This window comes from Streptomyces sp. NBC_00252, from assembly GCF_036187565.1.
Taxonomy (GTDB): Bacteria; Actinomycetota; Actinomycetes; order Streptomycetales; family Streptomycetaceae; genus Streptomyces.
Genome location: NZ_CP108087.1, coordinates 2813200 through 2836221, shown reverse-complemented (window position 1 = coordinate 2836221; position 23022 = coordinate 2813200). Strand labels below are relative to the sequence as shown.

The 23022-nt window shown below is 71.3% G+C and carries 16 protein-coding genes; 14 read left to right on the top strand and 2 right to left on the bottom strand.

Features of this window, described 5'->3' with window-relative positions; genetic code table 11:
• Window positions 1–8: 8 nt before the first annotated feature.
• On the bottom strand, window positions 9–644 hold the full coding sequence (locus tag OHT77_RS12050; RefSeq protein WP_266773231.1) for a hypothetical protein: 636 nt from the start codon (window positions 642–644) through the stop codon (window positions 9–11).
• Between the two features lie 367 nt (window positions 645–1011).
• Here OHT77_RS12050 and OHT77_RS12045 point away from each other — a divergent pair, with 367 nt between their 5' ends.
• The 8 genes from OHT77_RS12045 to OHT77_RS12010 all read left to right on the top strand — a co-directional run bounded on the left by OHT77_RS12045 (window position 1012) and on the right by OHT77_RS12010 (window position 14951).
• Entirely contained in the window at window positions 1012–3171 is a 2160-nt protein-coding gene (locus OHT77_RS12045; protein WP_328828283.1) for a RecQ family ATP-dependent DNA helicase, read from the top strand.
• Window positions 3172–3447: 276 nt separating this feature from the next.
• The gene (locus tag OHT77_RS12040; RefSeq protein WP_328828282.1) at window positions 3448–5025 is read left to right on the top strand and encodes a DUF4192 domain-containing protein; all 1578 of its coding nucleotides are present in this window, start codon (window positions 3448–3450) and stop codon (window positions 5023–5025) included.
• A 590-nt stretch (window positions 5026–5615) separates the two neighbouring features.
• A complete protein-coding gene (locus tag OHT77_RS12035) occupies window positions 5616–7577 on the top strand; it encodes a glycogen debranching N-terminal domain-containing protein (RefSeq protein ID WP_328828281.1) in 1962 nt (653 codons plus the stop codon).
• 131 nt (window positions 7578–7708) lie between these two features.
• Window positions 7709–8467 (top strand): NUDIX hydrolase, encoded by a 759-nt coding sequence (locus tag OHT77_RS12030; protein ID WP_266773238.1) that lies wholly within the window; start codon window positions 7709–7711, stop codon window positions 8465–8467.
• A gap of 91 nt (window positions 8468–8558) precedes the next feature.
• Window positions 8559–10940, top strand: coding sequence for an ATP-binding cassette domain-containing protein (locus tag OHT77_RS12025; RefSeq protein ID WP_328828280.1), 2382 nt, complete (start codon window positions 8559–8561; stop codon window positions 10938–10940).
• Between the two features lie 162 nt (window positions 10941–11102).
• On the top strand, window positions 11103–11990 hold the full coding sequence (locus OHT77_RS12020) for a FadR/GntR family transcriptional regulator (RefSeq protein ID WP_328828279.1): 888 nt from the start codon (window positions 11103–11105) through the stop codon (window positions 11988–11990).
• Window positions 11991–12422: 432 nt separating this feature from the next.
• The gene (locus OHT77_RS12015) at window positions 12423–13961 is read left to right on the top strand and encodes an RNA polymerase sigma factor (protein ID WP_328828278.1); all 1539 of its coding nucleotides are present in this window, start codon (window positions 12423–12425) and stop codon (window positions 13959–13961) included.
• A gap of 132 nt (window positions 13962–14093) precedes the next feature.
• On the top strand, window positions 14094–14951 hold the full coding sequence (locus OHT77_RS12010) for a S1 family peptidase (RefSeq protein ID WP_328828277.1): 858 nt from the start codon (window positions 14094–14096) through the stop codon (window positions 14949–14951).
• Window positions 14952–15085: 134 nt separating this feature from the next.
• Here OHT77_RS12010 and OHT77_RS12005 read toward each other — a convergent pair whose 3' ends face one another.
• On the bottom strand, window positions 15086–15319 hold the full coding sequence (locus OHT77_RS12005) for a DUF7455 domain-containing protein (RefSeq protein ID WP_033283991.1): 234 nt from the start codon (window positions 15317–15319) through the stop codon (window positions 15086–15088).
• 442 nt (window positions 15320–15761) lie between these two features.
• Between OHT77_RS12005 and OHT77_RS12000 the strand changes: the two genes are divergently transcribed.
• The 6 genes from OHT77_RS12000 (at window position 15762) to OHT77_RS11975 (ending at window position 23005) form a co-directional block, all read left to right on the top strand.
• Window positions 15762–17882, top strand: a complete 2121-nt coding sequence (locus OHT77_RS12000; RefSeq protein ID WP_266773248.1) for a DNA gyrase/topoisomerase IV subunit B — start codon at window positions 15762–15764, stop codon at window positions 17880–17882.
• Window positions 17883–18430: 548 nt separating this feature from the next.
• A complete protein-coding gene (locus tag OHT77_RS11995) occupies window positions 18431–18955 on the top strand; it encodes a DUF1453 domain-containing protein (protein WP_328828276.1) in 525 nt (174 codons plus the stop codon).
• Entirely contained in the window at window positions 18952–20103 is a 1152-nt protein-coding gene (locus OHT77_RS11990; RefSeq protein ID WP_328828275.1) for a sensor histidine kinase, read from the top strand. Before OHT77_RS11995 ends, OHT77_RS11990 begins: the two co-directional genes overlap by 4 nt.
• A complete protein-coding gene (locus OHT77_RS11985; protein ID WP_328828273.1) occupies window positions 20100–20786 on the top strand; it encodes a response regulator transcription factor in 687 nt (228 codons plus the stop codon). The genes OHT77_RS11990 and OHT77_RS11985 overlap by 4 nt, the downstream gene beginning before the upstream one ends.
• Before the next feature lie 69 nt (window positions 20787–20855).
• Entirely contained in the window at window positions 20856–21416 is a 561-nt protein-coding gene (locus OHT77_RS11980) for a DUF485 domain-containing protein (protein ID WP_328828272.1), read from the top strand.
• Window positions 21413–23005, top strand: coding sequence for a solute symporter family protein (locus OHT77_RS11975; RefSeq protein WP_266773255.1), 1593 nt, complete (start codon window positions 21413–21415; stop codon window positions 23003–23005). The genes OHT77_RS11980 and OHT77_RS11975 overlap by 4 nt, the downstream gene beginning before the upstream one ends.
• Window positions 23006–23022 lie beyond the last annotated feature (17 nt).

Below are 23022 nucleotides of genomic sequence, written 5' to 3'. Positions count from 1 at the left end.
CCGGGGTTTCAGCGGGCCGCGGCGCGGCGCAGGACCTCCGACGCGGCGCCGCCGGTGCGGGGCAGCAGGGGCGGTACTTCGGACATGGCGAAAGGTTCCGGCGCGGAGTCCGCGCTGGGCCGTCGGCCACCACGACCCTCGCCCAGCACCTGCCAGCCGTCACGGGTCAGCGTGATGTAGGCCCCGCAGCGCAGCCCGTGCAGCGTGCAGGCGTCCCGCAGCCCCCACATCCACGCACCGTCCTCCTCCGTCCAACGCGCGTCGCCCTCACGGCAGTAGAGCAGCACGGCCGTACGCACCGGGGTCCGGCGGCGCAGGTCGTGCGGGATGACGCGGCGCAGCTGCGCGAGCAGCGCGTTGCGGAACATCCAGCCGTCGGCCGGGGCGGACCGCCGTACGAACGAGGCGCTCGCGAGCAGCCGCTCGTCCGGGTCGAGGACGGCCACGACCGCGGTCGCCGGTCTCGGGCGGTGCCGGGAGTGCAGCCCGCTGACGACCTCGCGGGGATTGCGCAGCAACGGGATTCCGGCGGCGGCCCATTCGGAGGGCTCGAGCAGACGGGCCAGGGGGTTGGCGGAAGCGGCGGACAGGTCGGCAGACGTCGACATGGATGCCGCGGAGGACGGAGCGAATCCGAAGGTCACGGTCCTCCCTTCGGCTACGCGCCCACACTACGGGCGGGGTCGGATTCGGGGGAGCGCACACCGCAACGGAGCCCTACCGGATCACGGACGAAGCGTGCGGGGAGCGGACTCCAATTCTTCCTGGCGAAGTTGGATGCGGCAACGAGCAAATGGGGCCACAGACCCTTATCTGACGGTGTGTGGCTTATATCCCTACCCAATGCGGCACCCGGGGACGCCTGGGGCGTTCAGGCACGACACTTTCGTACGCCATCGAGGTGCGGGAGGTCCAGAGAGCGCCGGTGGGAAGGGGTGCGGGAAGGGACCCGCGGGGTTTGTCACGGCGGGGGATTGGGCCGATGTCAGTGGCGTGGGGTTGCATGGGGGGATGAGCAACCAGGAGCTGCGTGCCGAAGCCGACGCCATCCTCGCCGAGCTGGTCGGTGATCCGAGCGGCACGGCGCGGCTGCGCGAGGACCAGTGGCAGGCGGTGGCGGCCCTGGTGGAGGAGCGCCGGCGCGCGCTGGTGGTGCAGCGCACCGGCTGGGGCAAGTCGGCGGTGTACTTCGTCGCCACCGCCCTGCTCCGCCGACGCGGCGCCGGCCCTACGGTGATCATCTCGCCGCTGCTCGCGCTGATGCGCAACCAGGTCGAGTCGGCGGCGCGGGCCGGAATCCGCGCGCACACCATCAACTCGGCCAACCCCGAGGAGTGGGACACCATCTACGGAGAGGTCGAACGGGGCGAGACCGACGTGCTCCTGGTGAGCCCGGAACGGCTCAATTCCGTCGACTTCCGCGACCAGGTGCTGCCCAAGCTCGCGGCCACGACCGGCCTCCTGGTGGTCGACGAGGCGCACTGCATCTCCGACTGGGGACACGACTTCCGCCCCGACTACCGCAGGCTGCGGGCGATGCTGGCCGAACTGCCCGCCGGCGTACCGGTCCTGGCCACCACCGCGACCGCCAACGCGCGCGTGACGGCCGATGTGGCCGAGCAGTTGGGCACAGGGGCGGGAGAGGCCCTGGTGCTGCGCGGTCCGCTGGAGCGGGAGAGCCTGCGGCTGGGAGTGGTCCAACTGCCGGACGCCGCGCACCGTTTGGCCTGGCTCGCCGAGCACCTGGACGAACTGACCGGCTCCGGGATCATCTACACCCTCACCGTGGCCGCCGCCGAGGAAGCCACCGCCTTCCTGCGCCAACGCGGCTTCAAGGTCGCCTCGTACACCGGGAAGACGGAGAACGCCGACCGGCTGCAGGCCGAGATCGACCTCCAGGAGAACCGCGTCAAGGCCCTCGTCGCCACCTCAGCGCTCGGCATGGGCTACGACAAGCCGGACCTGGGCTTCGTGGTCCACCTCGGCTCGCCGTCCTCGCCGATCGCCTACTACCAGCAGGTGGGCCGTGCGGGTCGCGGTGTCGCCCACGCCGACGTGCTGCTCCTGCCAGGCCGCGAGGACGAGGCGATCTGGCGCTACTTCGCCGATACGGCCTTCCCGCCCGAGACGCAGGTCCGGCAGACCCTCGCGGCCCTGGCCGACGCGGGACGCCCGCTGTCCGTGCCCGCCCTGGAGACGGCGGTCGACCTGCGGCGCAGCCGCCTGGAGACCATGCTGAAGGTCCTGGACGTCGACGGCGCGGTCAAGCGCGTGAAGGGCGGCTGGGCGGCCACGGGCACGGAGTGGGTGTACGACGCCGAGCGGTACACCTGGGTGGCCAAGCAGCGAGCGGCCGAGCAACAGGCCATGCGCGACTACGTGAGCACGTCCCAGTGCCGGATGGAGTTCCTGCGCCGGCAGCTGGACGACGAAGGCGCGGTGCCCTGCGGCCGGTGCGACAACTGCGCGGGTGCCTGGATCGACTCCTCGGTCTCCTCCGAGACGTTGACAGGGGCGACGAAGGAACTGGACCGCCCGGGTGTGGAGGTCGAGCCGCGCCGCATGTGGCCGACCGGCATGGCCGCGCTGGGCGTCGACCTCAAGGGCCGCATCCCGGCCAAGGACCAGGGCTCCACAGGGCGTGCCCTGGGGCGGCTCTCGGACATCGGCTGGGGCAACCGTCTGCGCCCGCTGCTCGCGGAGAACGCGCCTGACGGCCCGGTCCCCGACGACGTCCTGAAGGCCGCGGTGGCGGTCCTCGCCGACTGGGCGCGCTCTCCCGGCGGTTGGGCGCCGAACGTCACGGACGCCTCGCCCCGGCCCGTGGGCGTCGTGGCCGTCCCGTCCCTGGGCCGCCCACAACTGGTCGGTTCCCTCGCCCAGGGCATCGCGACCATCGGCCGTCTCCCCCTCCTGGGCACCCTGACGTACACGGGCCCTGACGGCACGCACGCGGCACGCCGCAGCAACTCCGCCCAACGCCTCAGGGCACTGTCCGACGCCTTCGCCGTCTCGGGGGAACTGGCCGCCGCCCTGGCCGCCTCTCCCGGCCCCGTCCTGCTCGTGGACGACTACACCGACTCCGGCTGGACCCTCGCGGTCGCTGCCCGTCTGCTCCGTCAGGCGGGCGCCGAACAGGTACTCCCGCTGGTACTCGCTGCGGCGAGCTGAGGTTTCTTTTCGAGAGCCTTGGCGCGGCGGGGCTGCGTTGGAGTGATGTCGGCCTGCGGGCGCGGTGATTGAGGCGGGTCGGGCCTTCGGCGGCGACCGGGGCTGAAGCGCCTCGGTCGCCGCCTCCTCGCAGGGCGACCGCACGATCATCGAGGCAGTCCGGATCTCCCGGTCACATGGCCCGACTTGGCCGTGCCGAAGCCCATGTGGCGTGTCCCTGACCGGACTTATCCACAGGCTCAAGCGGGACTTTGCAATCCGCGAGATCGTCATCGCATGACGAATCACAGCGAAACGGCCGGATCCTCCGAAAACGGCGACATCGACCCCACCGCGTACGACCGACACACCAACCCCGAGCACCAGCTCACCCTGCGCAGCCCCGCCGAACTCGCCGACGCCCTGCCCTATCTGCTCGGGTACCGCCCCGAGGACAGCATCGTCCTCGTCGCCCTCCACGACCGGGCCGGCCGGGGCCGGTTCGGCGGGAGGGCCCGGCTCGGCATCCCCGCCGGTGCGGACGACTGGGCCTCCGTGGCCAGGCAGTTGGCCCACGGCCTGGTGACCGGCAGCGAACGCCGAGGAACCCGCCCCGAGCAGATGATCGCCTACGTCTGCCAAGAACCGGCGCCGGGAGAATCCGGGCGCCAGGTCATGGAGCGCCTGCGCCCGCTCGTCCAGAAGCTGCGCACCGAGTGCGGTCGGCTGGACGTGACGGTGATCGAGGCGCTCTGCATCTCGGACGGCCGCTTCTGGTCCTACTGCTGCTCGGGCCAGGGATGTTGCCCGGTCGACGGCTCCCCGATGGGCCTGCCCGGCACGTCCGTACTGGCCGCCGCGGCGACCTACGCGGGACTCCAAGTGCGCGGCACACTGCGCGAGTTGCGGGCGAGGCTGCTGCCGTGGGAGACGGCTGCCGCGCTGCAGCAGGAAGTCGCCCTGGACGCCGCCGGTATGACCCTGGTCCCGAGGATTCTCGACGACGCCAGCCAGGCGGACGTCGCGGAGGACACCCTGGACCTCGCCCGGCGGATCATGAAGCGGTTCGCCCTGGCACCGCGCGTGACCGGTGTGCTGCACTCGGACTTCCGCGACGACGACCTGCTCACCCACGACGAAGCCGCCCACCTGATCCTCGGCCTCCAGGACCGCACGACCCGCGACCGCGCCGCCGAATGGATGGAGGGCGACGACGCGCTACCGGCCCTGCGCCTCTGGCGCGCACTGGCCCGCCGCTGCGTCGGACCGTACGGCGAACACGCCGCGGCTCCTCTCACCCTCGCCGGCTGGGTCGCCTGGTCGACCGGCGACGACCTGGAGGCCAGGGAGGCCCTGGCCATGGCACTGGGCGCGGACCCCGACTACCTCTTCGCCCGCCTCCTTCACCAGGCCTGCAACGAGGGCCTGGACCCGGAGTCCATTCGCCGATGCCTGCGCGCGGAACGGGTGGAGCGCGCAGAGGGGACGGGAACTGAAGAGGTCTCGGGCGCCGGAGGGGCGACGCGAGCTGGAGAGGTGGTCGCCGGCGCGGAGGCCGCTGACGGTTCCGAAGGGCAGGGCGCGGGCACTCCCGCCGAAGCCCCGGCAACCTCACGCACGGCTTCACCCACCCGCCGTCGGCACCGCACGCGTACCCCCGACCTCGACGGTGTCCCCGGCCGTCCCCGTTCCTCGGGCGCGGACAGCCGTCGATCCGGCGGGACGGACGGATCCCGTCCCCGCACACCTGCGCAGGGCACCGCACGCCCCGGCAACACACGTTCGCGCACCTCCGCGAAGGGCGGCTCGCGACGCTACGACACCCGCTCGGAGGGGTCGCGGCCGGAGGTCAACGGCGTTGAGGGGGAGGGGTGATCAAAGCTCGGGGGAGTGAAGGGCGGCACCGTCGCTCCAGCGGGCGGCTCGGTGTGTTCGGTGCCTGGTTTCGGCGATCGACCGTGCGCCGAGTCGGCGGCCACCGGGACCGGCGGACCGAGGCAGGCTGCCGCGCCCTTCCACCGCGCCGCCATTCGGTCGGCTTCGCGGGCCGGAGGCGTGACCAGGAGGAGCCCGGGCCCGTTCACCTGAGTGGCGGAACGCCTGAACGGGCGGTGTCGCCGGACAGTCCCTGTCCTCTCGGAACCGTCCCTCGCGGAACCGTCCATCCGGCGCCGAACACGTCTGAGGCGCACAGAGCGCAGAAGAAGCCGCCCATGCACCAGCCGACTCCGCCCTCGGCCGACGACGACCGCTCCGACTTCGATCTCCCCGTGCCACGCCCGAGCCGAGGCACCGGCTCATCGCCGCCGCACACGGGCACCGCCGATCCCGGCGATCCACCGCAACCCTCCCACCGGCCGCCCGAAGGCTGGACACCCGGCCGAGGCCGACGTCCACCCTCGCCACCGCACCAGCCCACAACCCTCTCCCCACCCCAGAGCTCCCTGCCACACCCGTCCCGCCCGATGCCCCGCCGCTCTCTCGAACTGCCGCCCACCCACACCACGTTGATCTGCGTGGCGCTCCCGGGCCTCGCCGTCTCCACCGAGCAGGGGCAACTGAACGGTCGAGGGCTGGAGGGGTTCTACCGCGCGGGTCGGCGCGTGCTGTCCCGGTGTCAGCTGCGGGTGGCCGGACGGGAGCCGCTCGCGGTGCAGGCGCGGATGACGGCGGCCGACCGCGCCCGTTTCGTCGGGACCCTGCGGGTGTCCCCGGACTGCGGCCCGGACCCGGACCTCCTCGTCGAGCGGACCCGGCACGCGGATGGCACGGAGCACATCACGCTGCGCAGTGTCTCCCGGCGCCCGTTGCGCCTGCCGGTGGAGGTGGCACTCGGCACCGACATGGCCGACCTGGGAGCGATCGCCGCAGGCAACACAGGACCCGAACTGCCCGCCAGCGTCCATGACTCCGGCCTGCGCTGGTCCGGCGCCACCGGCAGTTCGGCGGTCACGGCCGATCCACCGCCCACCGACGCGCTGGCCTCCGCGGGACTCCTGCGCTGGGAGTTCGAACTGCCACCGGGCGGCACGGCGACCGTGGAACTCCGGGTACGGCCGGACGGCGCGGGACCGGTCCGGGCCGTGGGCCACGGGGCGACCAGCCCCCTCGCGACCGCACGGGCGACCGGTGACGACTCTCGAGTCCACGCGCTCCTGCGGACCAGTGTCGAGGACCTACAGGCACTGCTGCTACGCGACCCCGCGCACCCCTCCGACACCCATCTCGCGGCAGGGGCACCCTGGCGCTGCGGTTTGGCCCCGGCGGAGTCGCTCACGGCGGCGCGGATGACGCTGCCCCTCGGAACGCGTCTGGCCGCAGGCACGCTGCGGACACTCGCCCGTACCCAACTCCACCGTTCAGGAGCGCAGTTGGGCATGATCCCCGGACCGCGTCGTGACGCCGGCGCCCATCTGCCACCGAGCTGCACCGGGACGGAGGCGACCCTGCTCTTCCCGGTGCTGCTCGCGGAGGCCCGCCGCTGGGGGCTACCGGAGCAGGAGGCACAGGAGTTGCTGCCGACCGCCGAGCGCTGTCTGACCTGGCTGCGGACCACCGTGGGTGACGGCACCTACCTGCACGACCCGCACCCGGGCGGACCGGTCCGCTGCGAGACGCAGGCCCACGCCCACCGGGCGGCGCTGCTCGGCGCCGACCTGCTCGACGCGTACGGCAGACCCGGCGGTACAGAACTCCGCGAGTGGGCGCAGGAGTTGCGCACCGCCTTCCGCGCGGAGTTCTGGATCGGGGACGTGGGTGGCGGCCGCCCGGCAGCGGCCCGGGCTCCGGACGGACGCCTCGTACCGCACCTCGGCGCGACGACGGCCCACCTCCTCGACACCGGACTCTTGGGCGGCGGCGAGTACGCGCCGGGCCTGCTCGACAAGGTGCGGGCCGAACAACTCGCCCGGCTGCTCGGCGCCCCGGCCATGGACTCGGGCTGGGGACTGCGCGGCCTCGGCATGAAGGAGCCCGGGTACAGCCCGTTCAGCCACCGGGGAGGAGCCGTGCGGGTGGCGGAGACGGCGATCGCCGTAGCCGGCCTGGCCGTGGCCGCGTACGAGAAGGAAGCGACCTCGCTGCTGCGGGGCGTCCTCGCCGCGGCCGAGGCGTTCGGACACCGCCTCCCCGAGATGTACGCGGGGGAGCAGCGTACGGACGGGAGCGCTCCGCTTCCCCACCCGGCGGCTTGCCGCCCGGCAGCCACGGCTGCGGCCGCCGGAGTGCTGCTCCTGACCACCCTCGCCGGCATCCGCCCCGACGCCCCCGCCCGCACGGTCACTCTCCGCCCGGTACGCAGCGCGCCCCTGGGTGAGATCGGCCTGACCGGGCTGCGAATCGCGGGTGCCCCCTTCTCCGTACGGGTCGGCCGGCTCGGCGTCGCCATGGTCGAGGAGGCGGCCGATGGCCTGCAATTGGGAGCGTGACCTCGGGGAAGGCGGTGTCGGCCGACGGCCGGAAGCGGAGGAGGGAACCGCCCTTCGCGCCGCAGTGGATCAGTCTTGGCGGTACCTGCGAAGGGAGTGTTTATCGTCAGGCAGACGACTATGATCGCCGCATGTCCTACGACCCGTCAGCGTATCCGCCCTTCGCCGTCACCGTGGACCTGGTCGTGCTGACCGTGCGCCGCCATGCTCTGTGCGGGCTGGCGGTACGCAGGGGCGAGCCGCCGTTCCAGGGGCGCTGGGCGCTACCAGGCGGTTTCGTGCGGGCCGACGAGGACCTGGCGCAGGCCGCGGCACGCGAACTCGCCGAGGAGACGGGACTGCGCGCCCACGACCCCGGCGCGCCCGCCCAGGACAACGGAGCGCACCTGGAGCAGCTCGCGACCTACGGCGACCCCAAGCGCGACCCGCGGATGCGCGTCGTCAGCGTCGCCCACCTCGCGCTCGCTCCCGACCTGCCCGCACCCCGCGCCGGCGGGGACGCCAGCAACGCGCGGTGGGCGCCCGTCGAGGAGCTGCTGCAGCAAGGGGGGTTCGGCCGCGACGGCGATCCCGTGGCCCCGCTCGCCTTCGACCACACGCAGATCCTGTCCGACGGGGTGGAGCGCGCCCGTTCGAAGATCGAGTACTCGTCCCTGGCCACGGCGTTCTGCCCCACCGAGTTCACCGTCGGTGAGCTGCGCCGCGTCTACGAGGCGGTGTGGGGTGTGGCGCTCGACCCGCGCAACTTCCACCGCAAGGTGACCGGCACGCCCGGCTTCCTCGTCCCGACGGGCGGTACGACGACCCGTCAGGGCGGGCGCCCGGCGCAGTTGTTCCGGGCCGGCGGGGCCACGTTGCTCAACCCGCCGATGCTGCGCCCCGAGGTGTGAGGTCGTAGCGCGTCGCCCGCGGCGATCAACCGTTGCGCAGCGGGCCGTTCGGTGCCCGGAAAAACGGACATAGCGCGCTATCTTGCTGTGGGTGATCCAGGCCTTCGGACTGACCAGCAACGCCCGCAAGGAGCACCCGCCCGCCGTCGACGACGTCTCCTTCGAGGCACGTGCGGGCCATGTCACCGCACTCCTCGGGGCACCGGGCGCGGGCAAGACGGCCGCGCTCAGGCTCATGCTCGAACTCCAACAGGGACGTGGAATCACCTACTTCAGGGGCCGCCCCCTGCACCGCATCGCCCACCCGTCGCGCGAGGTCGGCGTCCTGCTGGGCGATGTGCCGGGTCATCCGGCCCGGTCGGTGCGCGGCCATCTCCGGATGCTGTGCGCGGCGGCGGGCGTTCCGGCCCGGCGTGCCGACGAAGTCCTCGAAGTGGTCGGCCTCGTCAGCCTGCGCGACGAACGCCTCGGCAGCCTCGCGCGCGGCATGGACCGCCGCCTCGGTCTCGCCTGCGCCCTGCTGTCCGACCCGCACACACTCGTGCTGGACGAACCCGCGGACGAACTCTCCGCCCGCGAAAGCCGTTGGCTGTACGGCATGCTGCGCGCGCACGCGGCCCAGGGCGGCACGGTCCTGTTCACCACCGCCGAGCCCAAGGAGGCCGCCCGCTGCGCCGACCGGGTCGTCACCCTGGAGCAGGGCAGACTCGTCGCCGACCAGGACGCCGGAGAGTTCGCCCGCACCCGGCTGCGACCCCGCGTCGCCGTCCGCAGCCCGCACGCCGCCCGCCTCGCCGCCCTCCTCACCAAGGAGGCCCGCACCGCACACCGCTCCGTCGAAGTCGTCCGGGAGGGCGGCAACCGCCTTTCCGTGTACGGCAGTACGTGCGCCGACGTCGGCGAGACGGCGTTCCGGCACGACATCCTCGTACACCAACTCGCGGACGAGATCGGGGACATGGGGCCGGGCGCGGGCGCACTCCGCCGAGAGGGGCCCGAGTCCGTCGAGGAGCCGCGAGTCCCGGGCACCCCGTCGGCGACCGAGATCCCAACGGCACGCGCCAAGGCACCCCTTGGCGAGCCGCGCACGGCCCGCACCGACACCCCGCTTGCCGAGCCGTCAACGCCTCGCTTGGACACCGCCCTTGCCGAGTCGCCGACACCCCGCACGGACGCGTCCCTTGCTCAGCCGCCAACGCCCCGCACGGATGCGCCGCTTACCGAGTCGCTGACGCCGCGCGCGGACGTACCGCCTTCCGAGCCGCTGACACGCCCAACCGATGCGCCGCACGCCGAGATGCCAACCCCCCGCGCAGACACACCCCTTGGTGAGCTGCCCGCGGGGCCCGCAGATGCGCCGTCCACCGACATGCGGTCTGCCGAGGGCTCACAACTTCACGCCGACGCCCCACAGCAGCCTCACACCGCCGCGCCGCTCACCACCACGACGCCCGTCGCCGAGCCACCCGTCGTCGAAGAAGCGCAACCTGCAGCTGAATCCCACCTGCCACAGGAGCCCCACCCGTCGCACGAGGCCCACGCAAACTCCGCGAGCCCTTCCACCGCAAACTCCCGGCTGGTCGCCCTCATCGACCCCGAGGAGTCCGCCAATACCCATCCCCGCGCGCGTGCCACCCGCCCCGCCCAAGCCGTCACCCTCGACGCCCTGTCCCCGCTCCCGCCCCCCATCTCCGTCCGCTCCGCCCCCAGCCCGCTGCGCCCGCTCCGCTACGAGCTGCGCCGCGCCGCTGGCATCGGCACCGGGTTTCTGACCGGGGCCGCCGTGCTCGTCGTGTCCGTGCTCACCGCGCTGTTCCTGGCGCGCGTCGGACATACCCCGCAGCAGCGTCTGCTGGCCGCGTGGCCGCGGGAGTTGCCCCTGCCGCCCGCGGCGCTCGGGGCGGGGCTGCTCGGGGCGCTCGCCTTCGGTGACGAGTTCCGTCACCCTGCCCTGGCGGCGGATCGCGGCACTGTGCCCCGCCGGATGGGACTGCTCGTCGCGAAGCTCCTCGTCTCCGCGGCCACCGCGCTGGTGCTGGCATTCCTGACGGTGGGCTGCGACGCCGAAGCGCTCTATCTCGTCTACGGACGGGAGCTCGCGCAAGTTCCCGCCGACTGGCTTTCGATGAGCGCGAGTTGGATCGGCCTGGTCGTCGGCTGCGCCTGGGCCGGTGTACTGGCCGCCGGCATCTTCCGGTCCACCACGGCCGGGCTCGCCGCGGTGGTCGCCGTACCGATCCTCGTCGTACCTCTCGTACACAAGGCGTTGGAGGGACCGGCCGTTCGGACCGCGGAAGGTTTCCCGCTGCGGATGCGGAAGGTGTTCCTGCTGCAGTGGCCCTTCGGAGGCGAGCGTTACCTGTCCGCGGCGGCGCGTGTGATCGCCCAACCCGTGGGCGGGGCACTGACGTTGTCGCTGACCGCACTGCTCTGCGCGTATCTGCTCACGACCCTGCGGAGCAGGGTCCGATGACGACCGTCCGCGCCCTTGGGGGCCCGCTCTGCGCACAACTCCCCGGAGAAAGCCCATTTCTTTACGATAAGGCGTCAATTGCGACGGGGTGAGCGATCACCCTTTCGTGTGCTTTTCACCAAAGACCTCAAGGGAGTTGGAGCCAACGCCGACAAATGATCCGTGAGTACCCTTGCGCACACCATGATGACCGCCGCCCGCTCCGCAGACTCCGGTCTCGCCGGCCCGGGCGAACTCGACCGCTACCCCTATGCCGAGGCGCCCGTCACCGAGCGCCTCGGAGCCCCTTCCTGGGACGGTTCCGACCCCGAGCTGGGCCGCGTGGGCCGGCGTGCCGCGGGCAGCCGCGGACGCGGGCTGCACGGCCAACTCGTCCAGCAGCTGGGTCAGATGATCGTCTCCGGGGACCTGGGCGCCGACCGCCCGCTGGTGCCCGAGGAGATCGGCCAGCGCTTCGAGGTCTCCCGCACCGTCGTCCGCGAATCGCTCCGCGTTCTGGAGGCCAAGGGCCTGGTGAGTGCCCGCCCGAACGTCGGCACGCGCGTGCGTCCCGTCAGCGACTGGAACCTCCTCGACCCGGACATCATCGAATGGCGCGCCTTCGGCCCGCAGCGCGACAACCAGCGCCGCGAGCTGAGCGAGCTGCGCTGGACGATCGAGCCGCTCGCCGCGCGCCTCGCCGCCGGACACGGGCGCGAGGACATCCAGCAGCGCCTCTCCGACATGGTCGAGATCATGAGCCACGCCCTGGGACAGGGTGACGCGCTGACGTTCTCCCGCGCGGACGCCGAGTTCCACTCGCTGCTCATCCAGGTCGCGGGCAACCGGATGCTGGAGCACCTTTCCGGGATCGTCTCCTCGGCCCTCCAGGTATCCGGCGGCCCCGTCACCGGATGCGACCGCCCCACCGACGCTTCCCTGGGGCACCACGCCCGGATCGTCGACGCCCTCGCCGCCGGTGACGGCGCGGCGGCCGAGGCAGCCATGCGGCAGCTGCTCATCGTGCACCCCGAGGTGGAGCGCGTGGTGCCCGCCCCGCGCGAACACTGACGCGTGCCGGGTGGTCGGCGCGGCCGAGACGTGCCGCGTTCTCGTGGCGTCGCCCGGCCGGGGCGCCCGTCTCCCGCCGGACCCCGCAGGATCCTCCAGGGAACCGGCGGGGTCCGGCGGTGCGACGGGGTGTCGGATCTCCCTGAGGAGCGCCTGTCACGGCCACGGGTGACCCCCTCTGCCCGTGTCTGACCGTTTTTGCGCGCTTACGGGGTGTGACTCGGGCCACGCAGATTGGGCGTAACGCTCGCGGGAACTGCGCGATGACCTAAGAGGTGACAGCCGCGGAAGGGAATACGGACGCCGTTCAAGGCGCTGTGATTCTTCCCGGCCCCAGCCCGCGCCGTCGGCCATCCCCAGTCGGCGGTCGTCGGTTCCTGTCCGTACCGGACGGGGCCGGAAGCCGTTTTCCATCGTTCCGAGAGGTTGTTCGTGTCGGCCAGCACATCCCGTACGCTCCCGCCGGAGATCGCCGAGTCCGTCTCTGTCATGGCGCTCATCGAGCGGGGAAAGGCTGAGGGGCAGATCGCCGGCGATGACGTGCGTCGGGCCTTCGAAGCTGACCAGATTCCGGCCACTCAGTGGAAGAACGTACTGCGCAGCCTCAACCAGATCCTCGAGGAAGAGGGTGTGACGCTGATGGTCAGTGCCGCGGAGCCCAAGCGCACCCGAAAGAGCGTCGCAGCGAAGAGTCCGGCCAAGCGCACCGCCACCAAGACGGTCGCCGCGAAGACGGTGACCGCCAAGAAGGCCACCGCCACCGCCACTCCGGCCGCACCCGTCGCCGACGCTCCCGCCGAGGACGACGTCCAGAAGGCCGCCGCCAAGAAGACGGCGCCCGCCAAGAAGGCGGTCGCCAAGAAGGTCGCCGCCAAGAAGACGACGGCGGCTGCCAAGAAGACCAGCGCCAAGAAGGACGACGTCGAGCTGATCGACGAAGAGGCGACCGAGGAGACCCCCGGCAAGACCGGGGACGAGCCCGAGGGCGCCGAGAGCGCCGGGTTCGTGCTCTCCGACGAGGACGAGGACGACGCGCCCGCGCAGCAGGTCGCAGCCGCCGGTGCCACCGCCGACCCCGTCAAGGACTACCTCAAGCAGATCGGCAAGGTCCCCCTCCTCAACGCGGAGCAGGAGGTCGAGCTCGCCAAGCGCATCGAGGCCGGTCTGTTCGCCGAGGACAAGCTGGCCAACGCCGACAAGCTCGCCCCCAAGCTCAAGCGCGAGCTGGAGATCATCGCCGAGGACGGCCGCCGCGCCAAGAACCACCTCCTGGAGGCCAACCTCCGTCTGGTGGTCTCCCTGGCCAAGCGCTACACCGGCCGCGGCATGCTCTTCCTGGACCTCATCCAGGAGGGCAACCTCGGTCTGATCCGCGCGGTCGAGAAATTCGACTACACCAAGGGCTACAAGTTCTCCACGTACGCCACCTGGTGGATCCGTCAGGCTATCACCCGCGCGATGGCCGACCAGGCCCGCACCATCCGTATCCCGGTGCACATGGTCGAGGTCATCAACAAGCTCGCGCGCGTGCAGCGCCAGATGCTCCAGGACCTGGGCCGCGAGCCCACCCCGGAGGAGCTGGCCAAGGAACTCGACATGACCCCGGAGAAGGTCATCGAGGTCCAGAAGTACGGCCGCGAGCCCATCTCCCTGCACACCCCCCTGGGCGAGGACGGCGACAGCGAGTTCGGTGACCTCATCGAGGACTCCGAGGCCGTCGTCCCGGCCGACGCGGTCAGCTTCACCCTTCTCCAGGAGCAGCTGCACTCCGTCCTGGACACCCTGTCCGAGCGCGAGGCCGGTGTGGTCTCGATGCGCTTCGGTCTCACCGACGGTCAGCCGAAGACCCTCGACGAGATCGGCAAGGTGTACGGGGTCACCCGTGAGCGCATCCGCCAGATCGAGTCCAAGACCATGTCGAAGCTGCGCCACCCGTCGCGTTCGCAGGTGCTGCGCGACTACCTCGACTAGGTCGTAGTCGTACGACACGGAAGGCCCGGCCCCTCTCGGGGAGCCGGGCCTTCGTGCTGGCGCGCGGGTGCGGGGCGCGACGCGCTGGATCACTGTGGGTCTCCCATGACCATCCCAGAGTGAGGAACGTGCATGCGTGGTCCCCTTGCCCGGGCGCTGACCCGGCCGCTGGTCCTGGCGGCTGCCGCGTCCGCCATACCGCTGGTCTCCGCCGTCCCCGCGGCCGCGGACAGCATCGTCGTCGGCGGGTTCCCGGTCGATGTCTCCGTGAGCCCGTGGACAGTGGCGCTGTCCAGCCGTGACCGGTTCGGGGGTACCCGGGCAGGACAGTTCTGCGGGGCCGTCGCCGTCGACCGGACCACCGTGCTGACCGCGGCCCACTGCATGGCCGACGACGTCCTGGGGGCGCCGCCGCACCGGGCGACCGACCTCAAGGCCATCACGGGCCGCACGGACCTGCTCTCGGACCGGGGCCGCGAGATCGCCGTACGCACTGTCTGGGTCAATCCGGCCTACGACCCCGCCACCAACGCCGGTGACTTCGCCGTGCTCACCCTCGCCGAGCCGCTGTCCCAGAGCTCGGTGATCAAGATGGCCGCGGCGGGCGACCCGGCCTACGCGCCGGGCACGGCCGCCACGGTCTACGGCTGGGGCGATCTGACGGGCAGCGGCGACTACGCGGGCAGCCTGCACGGCGCGAACGTGCACGTGCTGCCCGACGCGCGCTGCCAGGAGGCCTATCCGGCCGGTTCCGACGGCTCCTACCTCCCCGAGTCGATGCTCTGCGCCGGAGAGGTCCAGGGCGGCCGTGACGCCTGCCAGGGGGACAGCGGGGGACCGCTGGTCGCCCAGGGACGGCTCATCGGGCTCGTGTCGTGGGGCAGTGGGTGCGGGCGGGCCGGGAGCCCTGGCGTCTACACGAGGGTGTCGGACGTCCTGCAGACCCTGGGCGGCCGCCGCGGCGCGCCAGGGCCGCACAGGGGCGCCTGACGGCGTCTGAGAGGCATCTCCGGGTCGAGCGAGACCCGCGGGTACGAAGACGGGCGGCCCCGCTCCTGTGGTTCAGGAGCGGGGCCGCCCGTCGCCGGCCTGGGCCGGTGCTGGCTCGTCGTGGACGCGATGTGTCAGCGGTCTTCTTCAGGAGCGCTTGCAGCAGGAGCGGAGGTCAGCCGCTCCGACTCGTCCTGTATCTCAGCGGCGATCTTCTTGAGTTCCGGCTCGAACTTGCGGCCGTGGTGGGCGCAGAAGAGCAGTTCTCCGCCGCTCAGCAGGACGACGCGCAGGTATGCCTGGGCGCCGCAGCGGTCGCAGCGATCGGCGGCCGTCAGTGGGCTCGCGGGGGTCAGAACAGTAGTCACGTCGCCTCTTCTCTAGCTCGACGAGCTGTCGTACCAGGGTCAACATCCAACCAGCCCGAAAACGTTCCCGCTCGTGGCTTTTCCTCGAAAAAATCTTCCGGGGCGGCTGTCTGCTGCCGGTTGGCGGCGAATGTGCCGTATTGCGTGTCTATGTGTCTGTACGGGTTCGCGCTGTCTGTCAGGGTCGGATCCTCCCGGCTGGGTTGCCGGTTGTTCTTGAGGACGTGCCCGGAGCCTAAATGGTTCATGCCCCGAAGGGAACGTGATATGTACTTCACTCCATCGAGGGATCGAACAGGTATACGACCCTCAACTAGTGTGAGGAGGAGACGAGGGTGGCGTTACAACGGCTCTACCAGGCCTCGGTACCCTCTGAGCGGCAACCGAAGCCGGGCCCTTACCCAAAAGGGCCTCATCTGAAATTCAGCGAGGAGCGAACCGCGTGACCGCCGAAACGTCCGTGCCGTCGACAGCGCTGCTGGCAGGAGCAGACCGGGACGGTTCCAACTACACCGCGCGGCACCTGCTCGTCCTCGAGGGGCTCGAGGCCGTACGCAAGCGCCCTGGGATGTACATCGGGTCCACCGACAGTCGTGGCCTCATGCACTGTCTGTGGGAGATCATCGACAACTCCGTGGACGAGGCCCTTGGGGGCTACTGCGACCACATCGAGGTGATCCTGCACGACGACGCCTCGGTGGAGGTCCGGGACAACGGCCGGGGCATCCCGGTCGACGTCGAGCCCAAGACCGGCCTCTCCGGTGTCGAGGTCGTCATGACCAAGCTGCACGCCGGCGGAAAGTTCGGCGGCGGCTCCTATGCCGCCTCCGGCGGTCTGCACGGCGTGGGCGCCTCCGTGGTGAACGCCCTGTCCGCGCGGCTGGACGTCGAGGTGGACCGCAGCGGCAACACCCACGCCATCAGCTTCCGGCGCGGTGTGCCTGGCTCCTTCGCGAACGCCGGTCCGGACGCCGCGTTCGAGCCCGGTGGCCTGCGCAAGACCAAGCGGATCCCCAAGACCCGCACCGGCACGCGCGTGCGCTACTGGGCCGACCGCCAGATCTTCCTCAAGGACGCCAAGCTCTCCCTGGACAACCTGCACCAGCGGGCCCGGCAGACCGCGTTCCTGGTGCCCGGGCTGACCATCGTCGTCCGCGACGAGTACGGCCTCGGCGAGGGCGGCAGCAAGGGGGAGGAGTCCTTCCGCTTCGACGGCGGCATCAGCGAGTTCTGCGAGTACCTGGCGAGCGACAAGCCCGTCTGCGACGTCCTGCGCCTGTCGGGCCAGGGCACCTTCAAGGAGACGGTGCCCGTCCTGGACGACCACGGCCAGATGACGCCCACCGAGGTCACCCGCGAGCTCGGCGTCGACATCGCCATGCGCTGGGGTACGGGCTACGACACGACCCTCAGGTCCTACGTCAACATCATCGCCACGCCCAAGGGCGGCACCCACGTCGCCGGCTTCGAGCAGGCCATCGTCAAGACGATGAACGAGGTGGCACGCGCCAAGAAGCTGCTGCGTGTCGCCGAGGACGACGTCGTCAAGGACGACGCCCTGGAGGGCCTCACCGCGGTCGTCACCGTCCGGCTCGCCGAACCGCAGTTCGAGGGCCAGACCAAGGAGGTGCTCGGTACGTCGGCGGCCCGCCGTATCGTCGCCAACGTGGTCGCCAAGGAACTCAAGGACTTCCTGACCTCGACGAAGCGTGACGCGGCGGCCCAGGCCCGCGTGGTCATGGAGAAGGCCGTCGCCGCCGCGCGGACGCGTATCGCGGCCCGGCAGCACAAGGACGCGCAGCGCCGGAAGACGGCCCTGGAGTCCTCCTCGCTGCCCGCCAAGCTCGCCGACTGCCGCAGCGACGACGTGGAGCGCAGCGAGCTGTTCATCGTCGAGGGAGACTCCGCGCTCGGTACGGCCAAGCTCGCCCGGAACTCCGAGTTCCAGGCGCTGCTGCCGATCCGCGGCAAGATCCTCAACGTCCAGAAGTCGTCCGTCACCGACATGCTGAAGAACGTCGAGTGCGGGGCGATCATCCAGGTCATAGGAGCGGGCTCGGGCCGCACCTTCGACATCGACGCGGCCCGCTACGGCAAGATCATCATGATGACCGACGCCGATGTGGACGGCTCCCACATCCGCTGTCTGCTCCTGACCCTCTTCCAGCGCTACATGCGGCCCATGGTCGAGGCCGGCCGGGTGTTCGCCGCGGTGCCGCCGCTGCACCGCATCGAACTCGTCCAGCCCAAGAAGGGCCAGGACAAGTACATCTACACGTACTCGGACCGTGAGCTGCGCGAGAAGATGCTGGAACTCCAGAGGAAGGGCGTCCGGTACAAGGACTCCATCCAGCGTTACAAGGGTCTCGGCGAGATGGACGCCGACCAGCTGGCCGAGACGACGATGGACCCCCGTCACCGCACCCTGCGCCGGATCAACCTCTCCGACCTGGACGCGGCCGAGCAGGTCTTCGATCTGCTGATGGGCAACGACGTGGCACCGCGCAAGGAGTTCATCTCCAGCTCGGCCGCGACGCTGGACCGGTCGCGCATCGACGCCTGACCATCCCGCCGGGTTCGGGTTCGGGTTCGGGTTCGGGTTCGGGTTCGGGTTCGGGTTCGGGTTCGGGTTCGGGTCCGGGTCCGGGTCCGGGTCCGGGTCCGGGTCCGGGTCCGGGGTCGACCCGGCCCTGGTCCGGGTTCGGCCCTGGCCCGACCCTGAGTTCGAATGCCTGATCCCGGAGGCCTGACCCCGGGGCGACGCGATCGTTCCGTTTCCGACGCCGCCCCGCTGCGATCGCTGGGTTCGTCCACCGATCCGGCACGCTCGCCCCGTTCCGAGATCTGCCCCGGCACGATCACCCCGTCGCCTGGAGACGAGCCCGGCACCCTCGCGCTGTCCCCGACACGGACCCCCCGCCGTCGCCCTGCCCCTGAGCCGCATCCAGCCCGGCCCAGCCGCCGACTCCACCCGTGGGTGGAGGACGGCCCGGTTCGGGAATCCACCCGCGATCCACCCTGGCGCCGATCTGCTGAGCTGCGGATCTCCGTAGCGTCGAAGGCGTCGGCAGCGCTCGCCGCCGGCATCCTCTTCCGCTCACGGAGGCTCTGATGTCCGGGCTCGTCAACGCGTTGGTGATCGTGGCCGTCGTCGCGGTGGTGATCGTGCGGCAGTTCCGCGCCCGTCAGATCGGCACCGACCGGCGCTGGTGGCTCCTGCCCGTGATCCTCGGCGTCGTGGCGCTGCGCGAGCCCGGGCTGCTCGACGCGCACCACCACACCACGTCCGCCATCCTGCTCGGCGTCGAGTTGGTCATCGGACTGGCCACCGGAGCCGGCTGGGCCTGGACCACACGCCTGTGGGCGGAGCCCGATGGTTCCGTGTGGAGCAAGAGCACCAAGGCGAGCGGTGGCGTCTGGGTCGTAGGCATAGCCCTGCGCGTCGGCCTCATGGCTCTGGGCGCGGCCGTGGGTGTGCACCAGGACAGCTCGGCCCTGATGCTCGGTCTCGCGGCGACCCTGCTGGTCCGCTCCGGGGTCCTGACCTGGCGGGCCCAGTCCTTCACCGGGACGGCCGGATCCGCCCCGGCGTACGGTTTCGGCATGGCCCGGCCTGCCCGGAAGGAACGCGTGTGACGGAGAACGCCTGGACGCGCTGGCCCTCGCGGGAGGCGCTGGGCCGAGAGGGGGTTTCACGGCCCCGGCGACTGCTCGCCTGGGCCGTCCGGCTGCTGGTGATCGGCGTGCTCCTGGGGGGCGCGCTCACCGGCGGTCAGGTCCGCGGCTGGGCCCTGGCCGCTGGCGCGGCCGGGATCCTGCTGGCTGCGGTCGCCGCCTGGGCGTTCTGGCGCACGACTCTCGCCCAGAGGCTCTGGCCGTCGGTGGCCCTCATGGCCGTGCTCATCGGGTTGGCGGTCGGGGGACAGGCAGCCGGTTTCAGGGTTCCGGCCCTCGTCATCTGGTGCGGTTGTGCCGTCAGCTCGCTGGAGCGGCTGCCCATCGCGGTCGCCGTACCGGTGACGGTGGTGTCTCTCGCGACTTTCGCCGCGGTCAACAACGACGTCTGGCTGACCACCGCGGTCACGACGGCGGGCCTGGCCCTCGCCGGATACACGCTCCGCCTCGACGCCGAGGCCAGGGGCAGCGCCCAGCGGCTGCTGACCCAGGAGCGCATGGCGAGAGCGGCCGAGGCGGAGTCCGCCGCGCTGGCGGAGAGGGCCCGCATCGCCCGGGAGATCCATGACGTGCTGGCACACAGCCTCTCGGCCCAGCTCGTACACCTGGAGGCGGCCCGGCTGCTGATCGAGCGGGGCGCCGACCGGGAGACGATCCTGGAGCGGGTCGTCGCGGCCCGGGGGATGGCCCGCGACGGACTCTCCGAGACCCGGCAGGCGTTGTCCGCGCTGCGGGGCGAGATGAGCCCGCTGGAGGACTTCCTGTCCGAGATCGTCGGGACGACCAGTGGTGCCGAGGTCACTGTTACGGGTGATCGGAGACAGCTCTCCGCCGAGGCCTCGCAGGCCGTGCGCCGGGTCGCCCAGGAAGCCCTGACGAACGTCCGCAAACACGCCCCGGGCGCCAAGGTGCTGCTCACGTTGGACTACGGCGAGCGCGAAGTGACCCTGGATGTACGGGACTCGGGCGGCTCGCCCGGCGAACTGACCGGGGCGGGAGGTGGATACGGTCTGCTGGGCATGCGGGAACGCGCCGAGTTGCTGGGTGGTTCGCTGCGCGCCGAGCCGGGCGAGGAGGGATTCGTGGTGACGCTGAAGGTGCCCGCATGACGGAGGAGCCCATGAAGAGGCCGGCGAGGGTCGTGGTCGCGGACGACCAGACCGTCGTACGGGAAGGCATCGTGATGCTGCTGGGGCTGCTGCCCGGGATCGAGGTCGTCGGCGCCGCCGGTGACGGGGACGAGGCGGTGCGGCTCGTCGCCGAACTCGCCCCGGACGTCGTGCTGATGGACCTGCGCATGCCGCGCTGCGACGGCGTCGAGGCGACCCGGCAGATCCGTGCCGGCTATCCCGGTACGCAGGTGGTGGTGCTCACGACGTTCGCGGACGACGCGTCGCTGTTCCCGGCGCTGCGCGCGGGGGCGCGCGGCTATCTCACCAAGGACGCGGGCGGCGACGAGATCGTACGGGCCGTGGAGAGCGTGCTGTCGGGGGACGCGGGGCTGTCGCCGAGCATCCAACGCCGGTTGCTGGAGCGGTTGTCGGAGCCCGAGCCGCAGCCGGCGTCCGGGCCCGCCGAGCCGCCGGACGGGCTCACCGCGCGGGAGGCGGAGGTGCTGGTGCTGATCGCCGAGGGCCTGACCAACCAGGAGATCGCCCGCGCGTTGCATGTCTCCACGGCAACGGTGAAGACCCACATCAACAACCTGTTCGCCAAGACGGGGCTCAAGGACCGTGCGCAGGCGGTGCGTTACGCCTACGGGAAAGGACTGGTGCGGCCACCAGCGAGTTGAGTCACCTGATGGGGTGAAGAGACCGGAGAAGAAGAGTCGGGGATCTTCCCGTTCTGTCCATCCTTGGGCATGCAGTCAAGCAACGGTCGTCCCCGCGGTGGCGGGAGCGGCCACGAGAGTCCGGCCGAGAACCACGAAGGTCATGACCTGACCCCCGCCGAGGCAACCGGAAAGGTGAGATACCACGACCCCTGGTACGACGCGCTCGCGTCGGGCTGGGGCGAGTCGGACGGCGCGGGCGTGCCCGCCCCGGAGGTGCCGGCCGCCCGCCGGGAGGACGAGGTCAGGGCGATGCGCGCCGTGGACGTGTACCGGGAGGTGCAGCGCAGCGCGGCCTTCCAGGAGGTGCGCGGGCGGTATCTGCGGTTCGTGGTGCCGGCCACCGTCGTCTTCTTCACCTGGTACGTGGCCTATGTGGTGACGGCGACGACGGCACCCGGATTCATGGCCCGGCCGGTGGCCGGCGCGGTGAACGTGGGGATGGTCGCGGGACTCGGACAGTTCCTCACCACCTTCCTGCTCACCTGGGCCTACGCCCGGCACGCGCGGCTGCGCAGGGACCGGGCCGCGCTCGAACTGCGCTGGGACACACAGGAACTGACACGAGGCATTCGAGGCGGTAGGTCGTGACCGGGAACCATCAGACGCTGGCGCTGCTGCTGTTCAGCGTGTTCATCGCGGTCACCCTCGGGATCACCACCTGGGTGAGCCGCAACCGGCATGGTTCGGAGGAGGAGTTCTACGCGGGCGGGCGGCTCTTCTCCCCCATGGAGAATGGTTTTGCCATCTCGGGTGATTATCTGTCCGCAGCCTCCTTCCTCGGGGTCACCGGGCTCATCGCCCTGTTCGGCTACGACGGCCTGCTGTACGTGGTCGGCTTCTTCGTCGCCTGGCTCATGGTGCTGTTCCTCGTCGCCGAACTGGTGCGCAACTGCGGGCGGTTCACGCTCGCCGACGTGGTCGCCGCCCGCATGAGCGAGCGGCCGGTGCGGATCGCGGCGGGAACTTCCTCGGTCACCGTGTCCGTTCTCTACCTGGTGGCGCAGATGGTGGGCGCGGGCAGCCTGGTCTCGCTGCTGCTGGGCGGGACGAGTCCGGCCGCGCGGGCCTGGACCGTCATCGGCGTCGGGGCGCTCATGGTGATCTATGTGTCGATGGGAGGGATGCGGGCCACCACCTGGATCCAGATCGTCAAGGCGGTCCTGATGATGAGCGGCACCATCGCGCTCACGGTGCTGACCCTGGTCCGCTTCCACGGAAACCTGAACCACCTGCTGCTCACGGCCGCCGCGCGCAGCGGTCACGGCGCGGCCTTCCTGGCGCCGGGGCTCAAGTACGGCGGGGACTGGACCGCGCGGTTCGACTTCATCAGCCTGGGCCTCGCGCTGGTGCTGGGCACGGCCGGGCTGCCGCACATCCTGTCGCGCTTCTACACCGTGCCGACCGCGCGGGCCGCGCGCCGTTCGGTGGTGTGGTCGATCGGGCTCATCGGCGCGTTCTACCTGATGACGATCGTCCTCGGCTTCGCCGCCGCGGCGGTCGTGGGACCGGACACGATCCGCAAGTCCAACGAGGCCGGGAACACGGCGGTCCCGCTGCTCGCCCTCGACCTCGGCGGAGGAGCCGATTCCACCGGAGGCACCGTCCTGTTCGCGATCGTCGCGGCCGTGGCCTTTGCCACGATCCTCGCGGTGGTGGCCGGGATCACCCTGGCCTCCTCGGCATCCGTGGCGCACGACCTGTACGCCTCGCTACGGCGCCCGAACGCCAAGCCGCGCAGCGAGGTGGCCGTGGCCCGGGTCGCCGCGGTCGGCATCGGCATCGCGGCCATCGGGCTCGGCCTCATCGCCAGGAACCTCAACGTCGCCTTCCTGGTGGGCCTCGCCTTCGCCGTCGCCGCCTCCGCGAACCTCCCGGTGCTGCTCTACTCGCTGTTCTGGCGCGGCTTCACCACCCGCGGCGCCGTGTGGGCCGTATACGGCGGACTGATCCCCGCGCTCGTCCTCGTGCTGCTGTCGCCGGTCGTGTCGGGCAGTCCCGAATCGCTGTTCCCGGGCGTCGACTTCCAGTTCTTCCCGCTGCAGAACCCCGGCCTCGTCTCGATCCCGCTCGGCTTCCTGGCCGGCTGGCTCGGCACGGTCACCTCGACGGAGGTACCGGACGAGGCCAAGCACGCGGAGACCGAAGTGCGTGCGCTGACGGGGGCGGGGGCCGTGTAGCACGGTCCCTGTGTGCC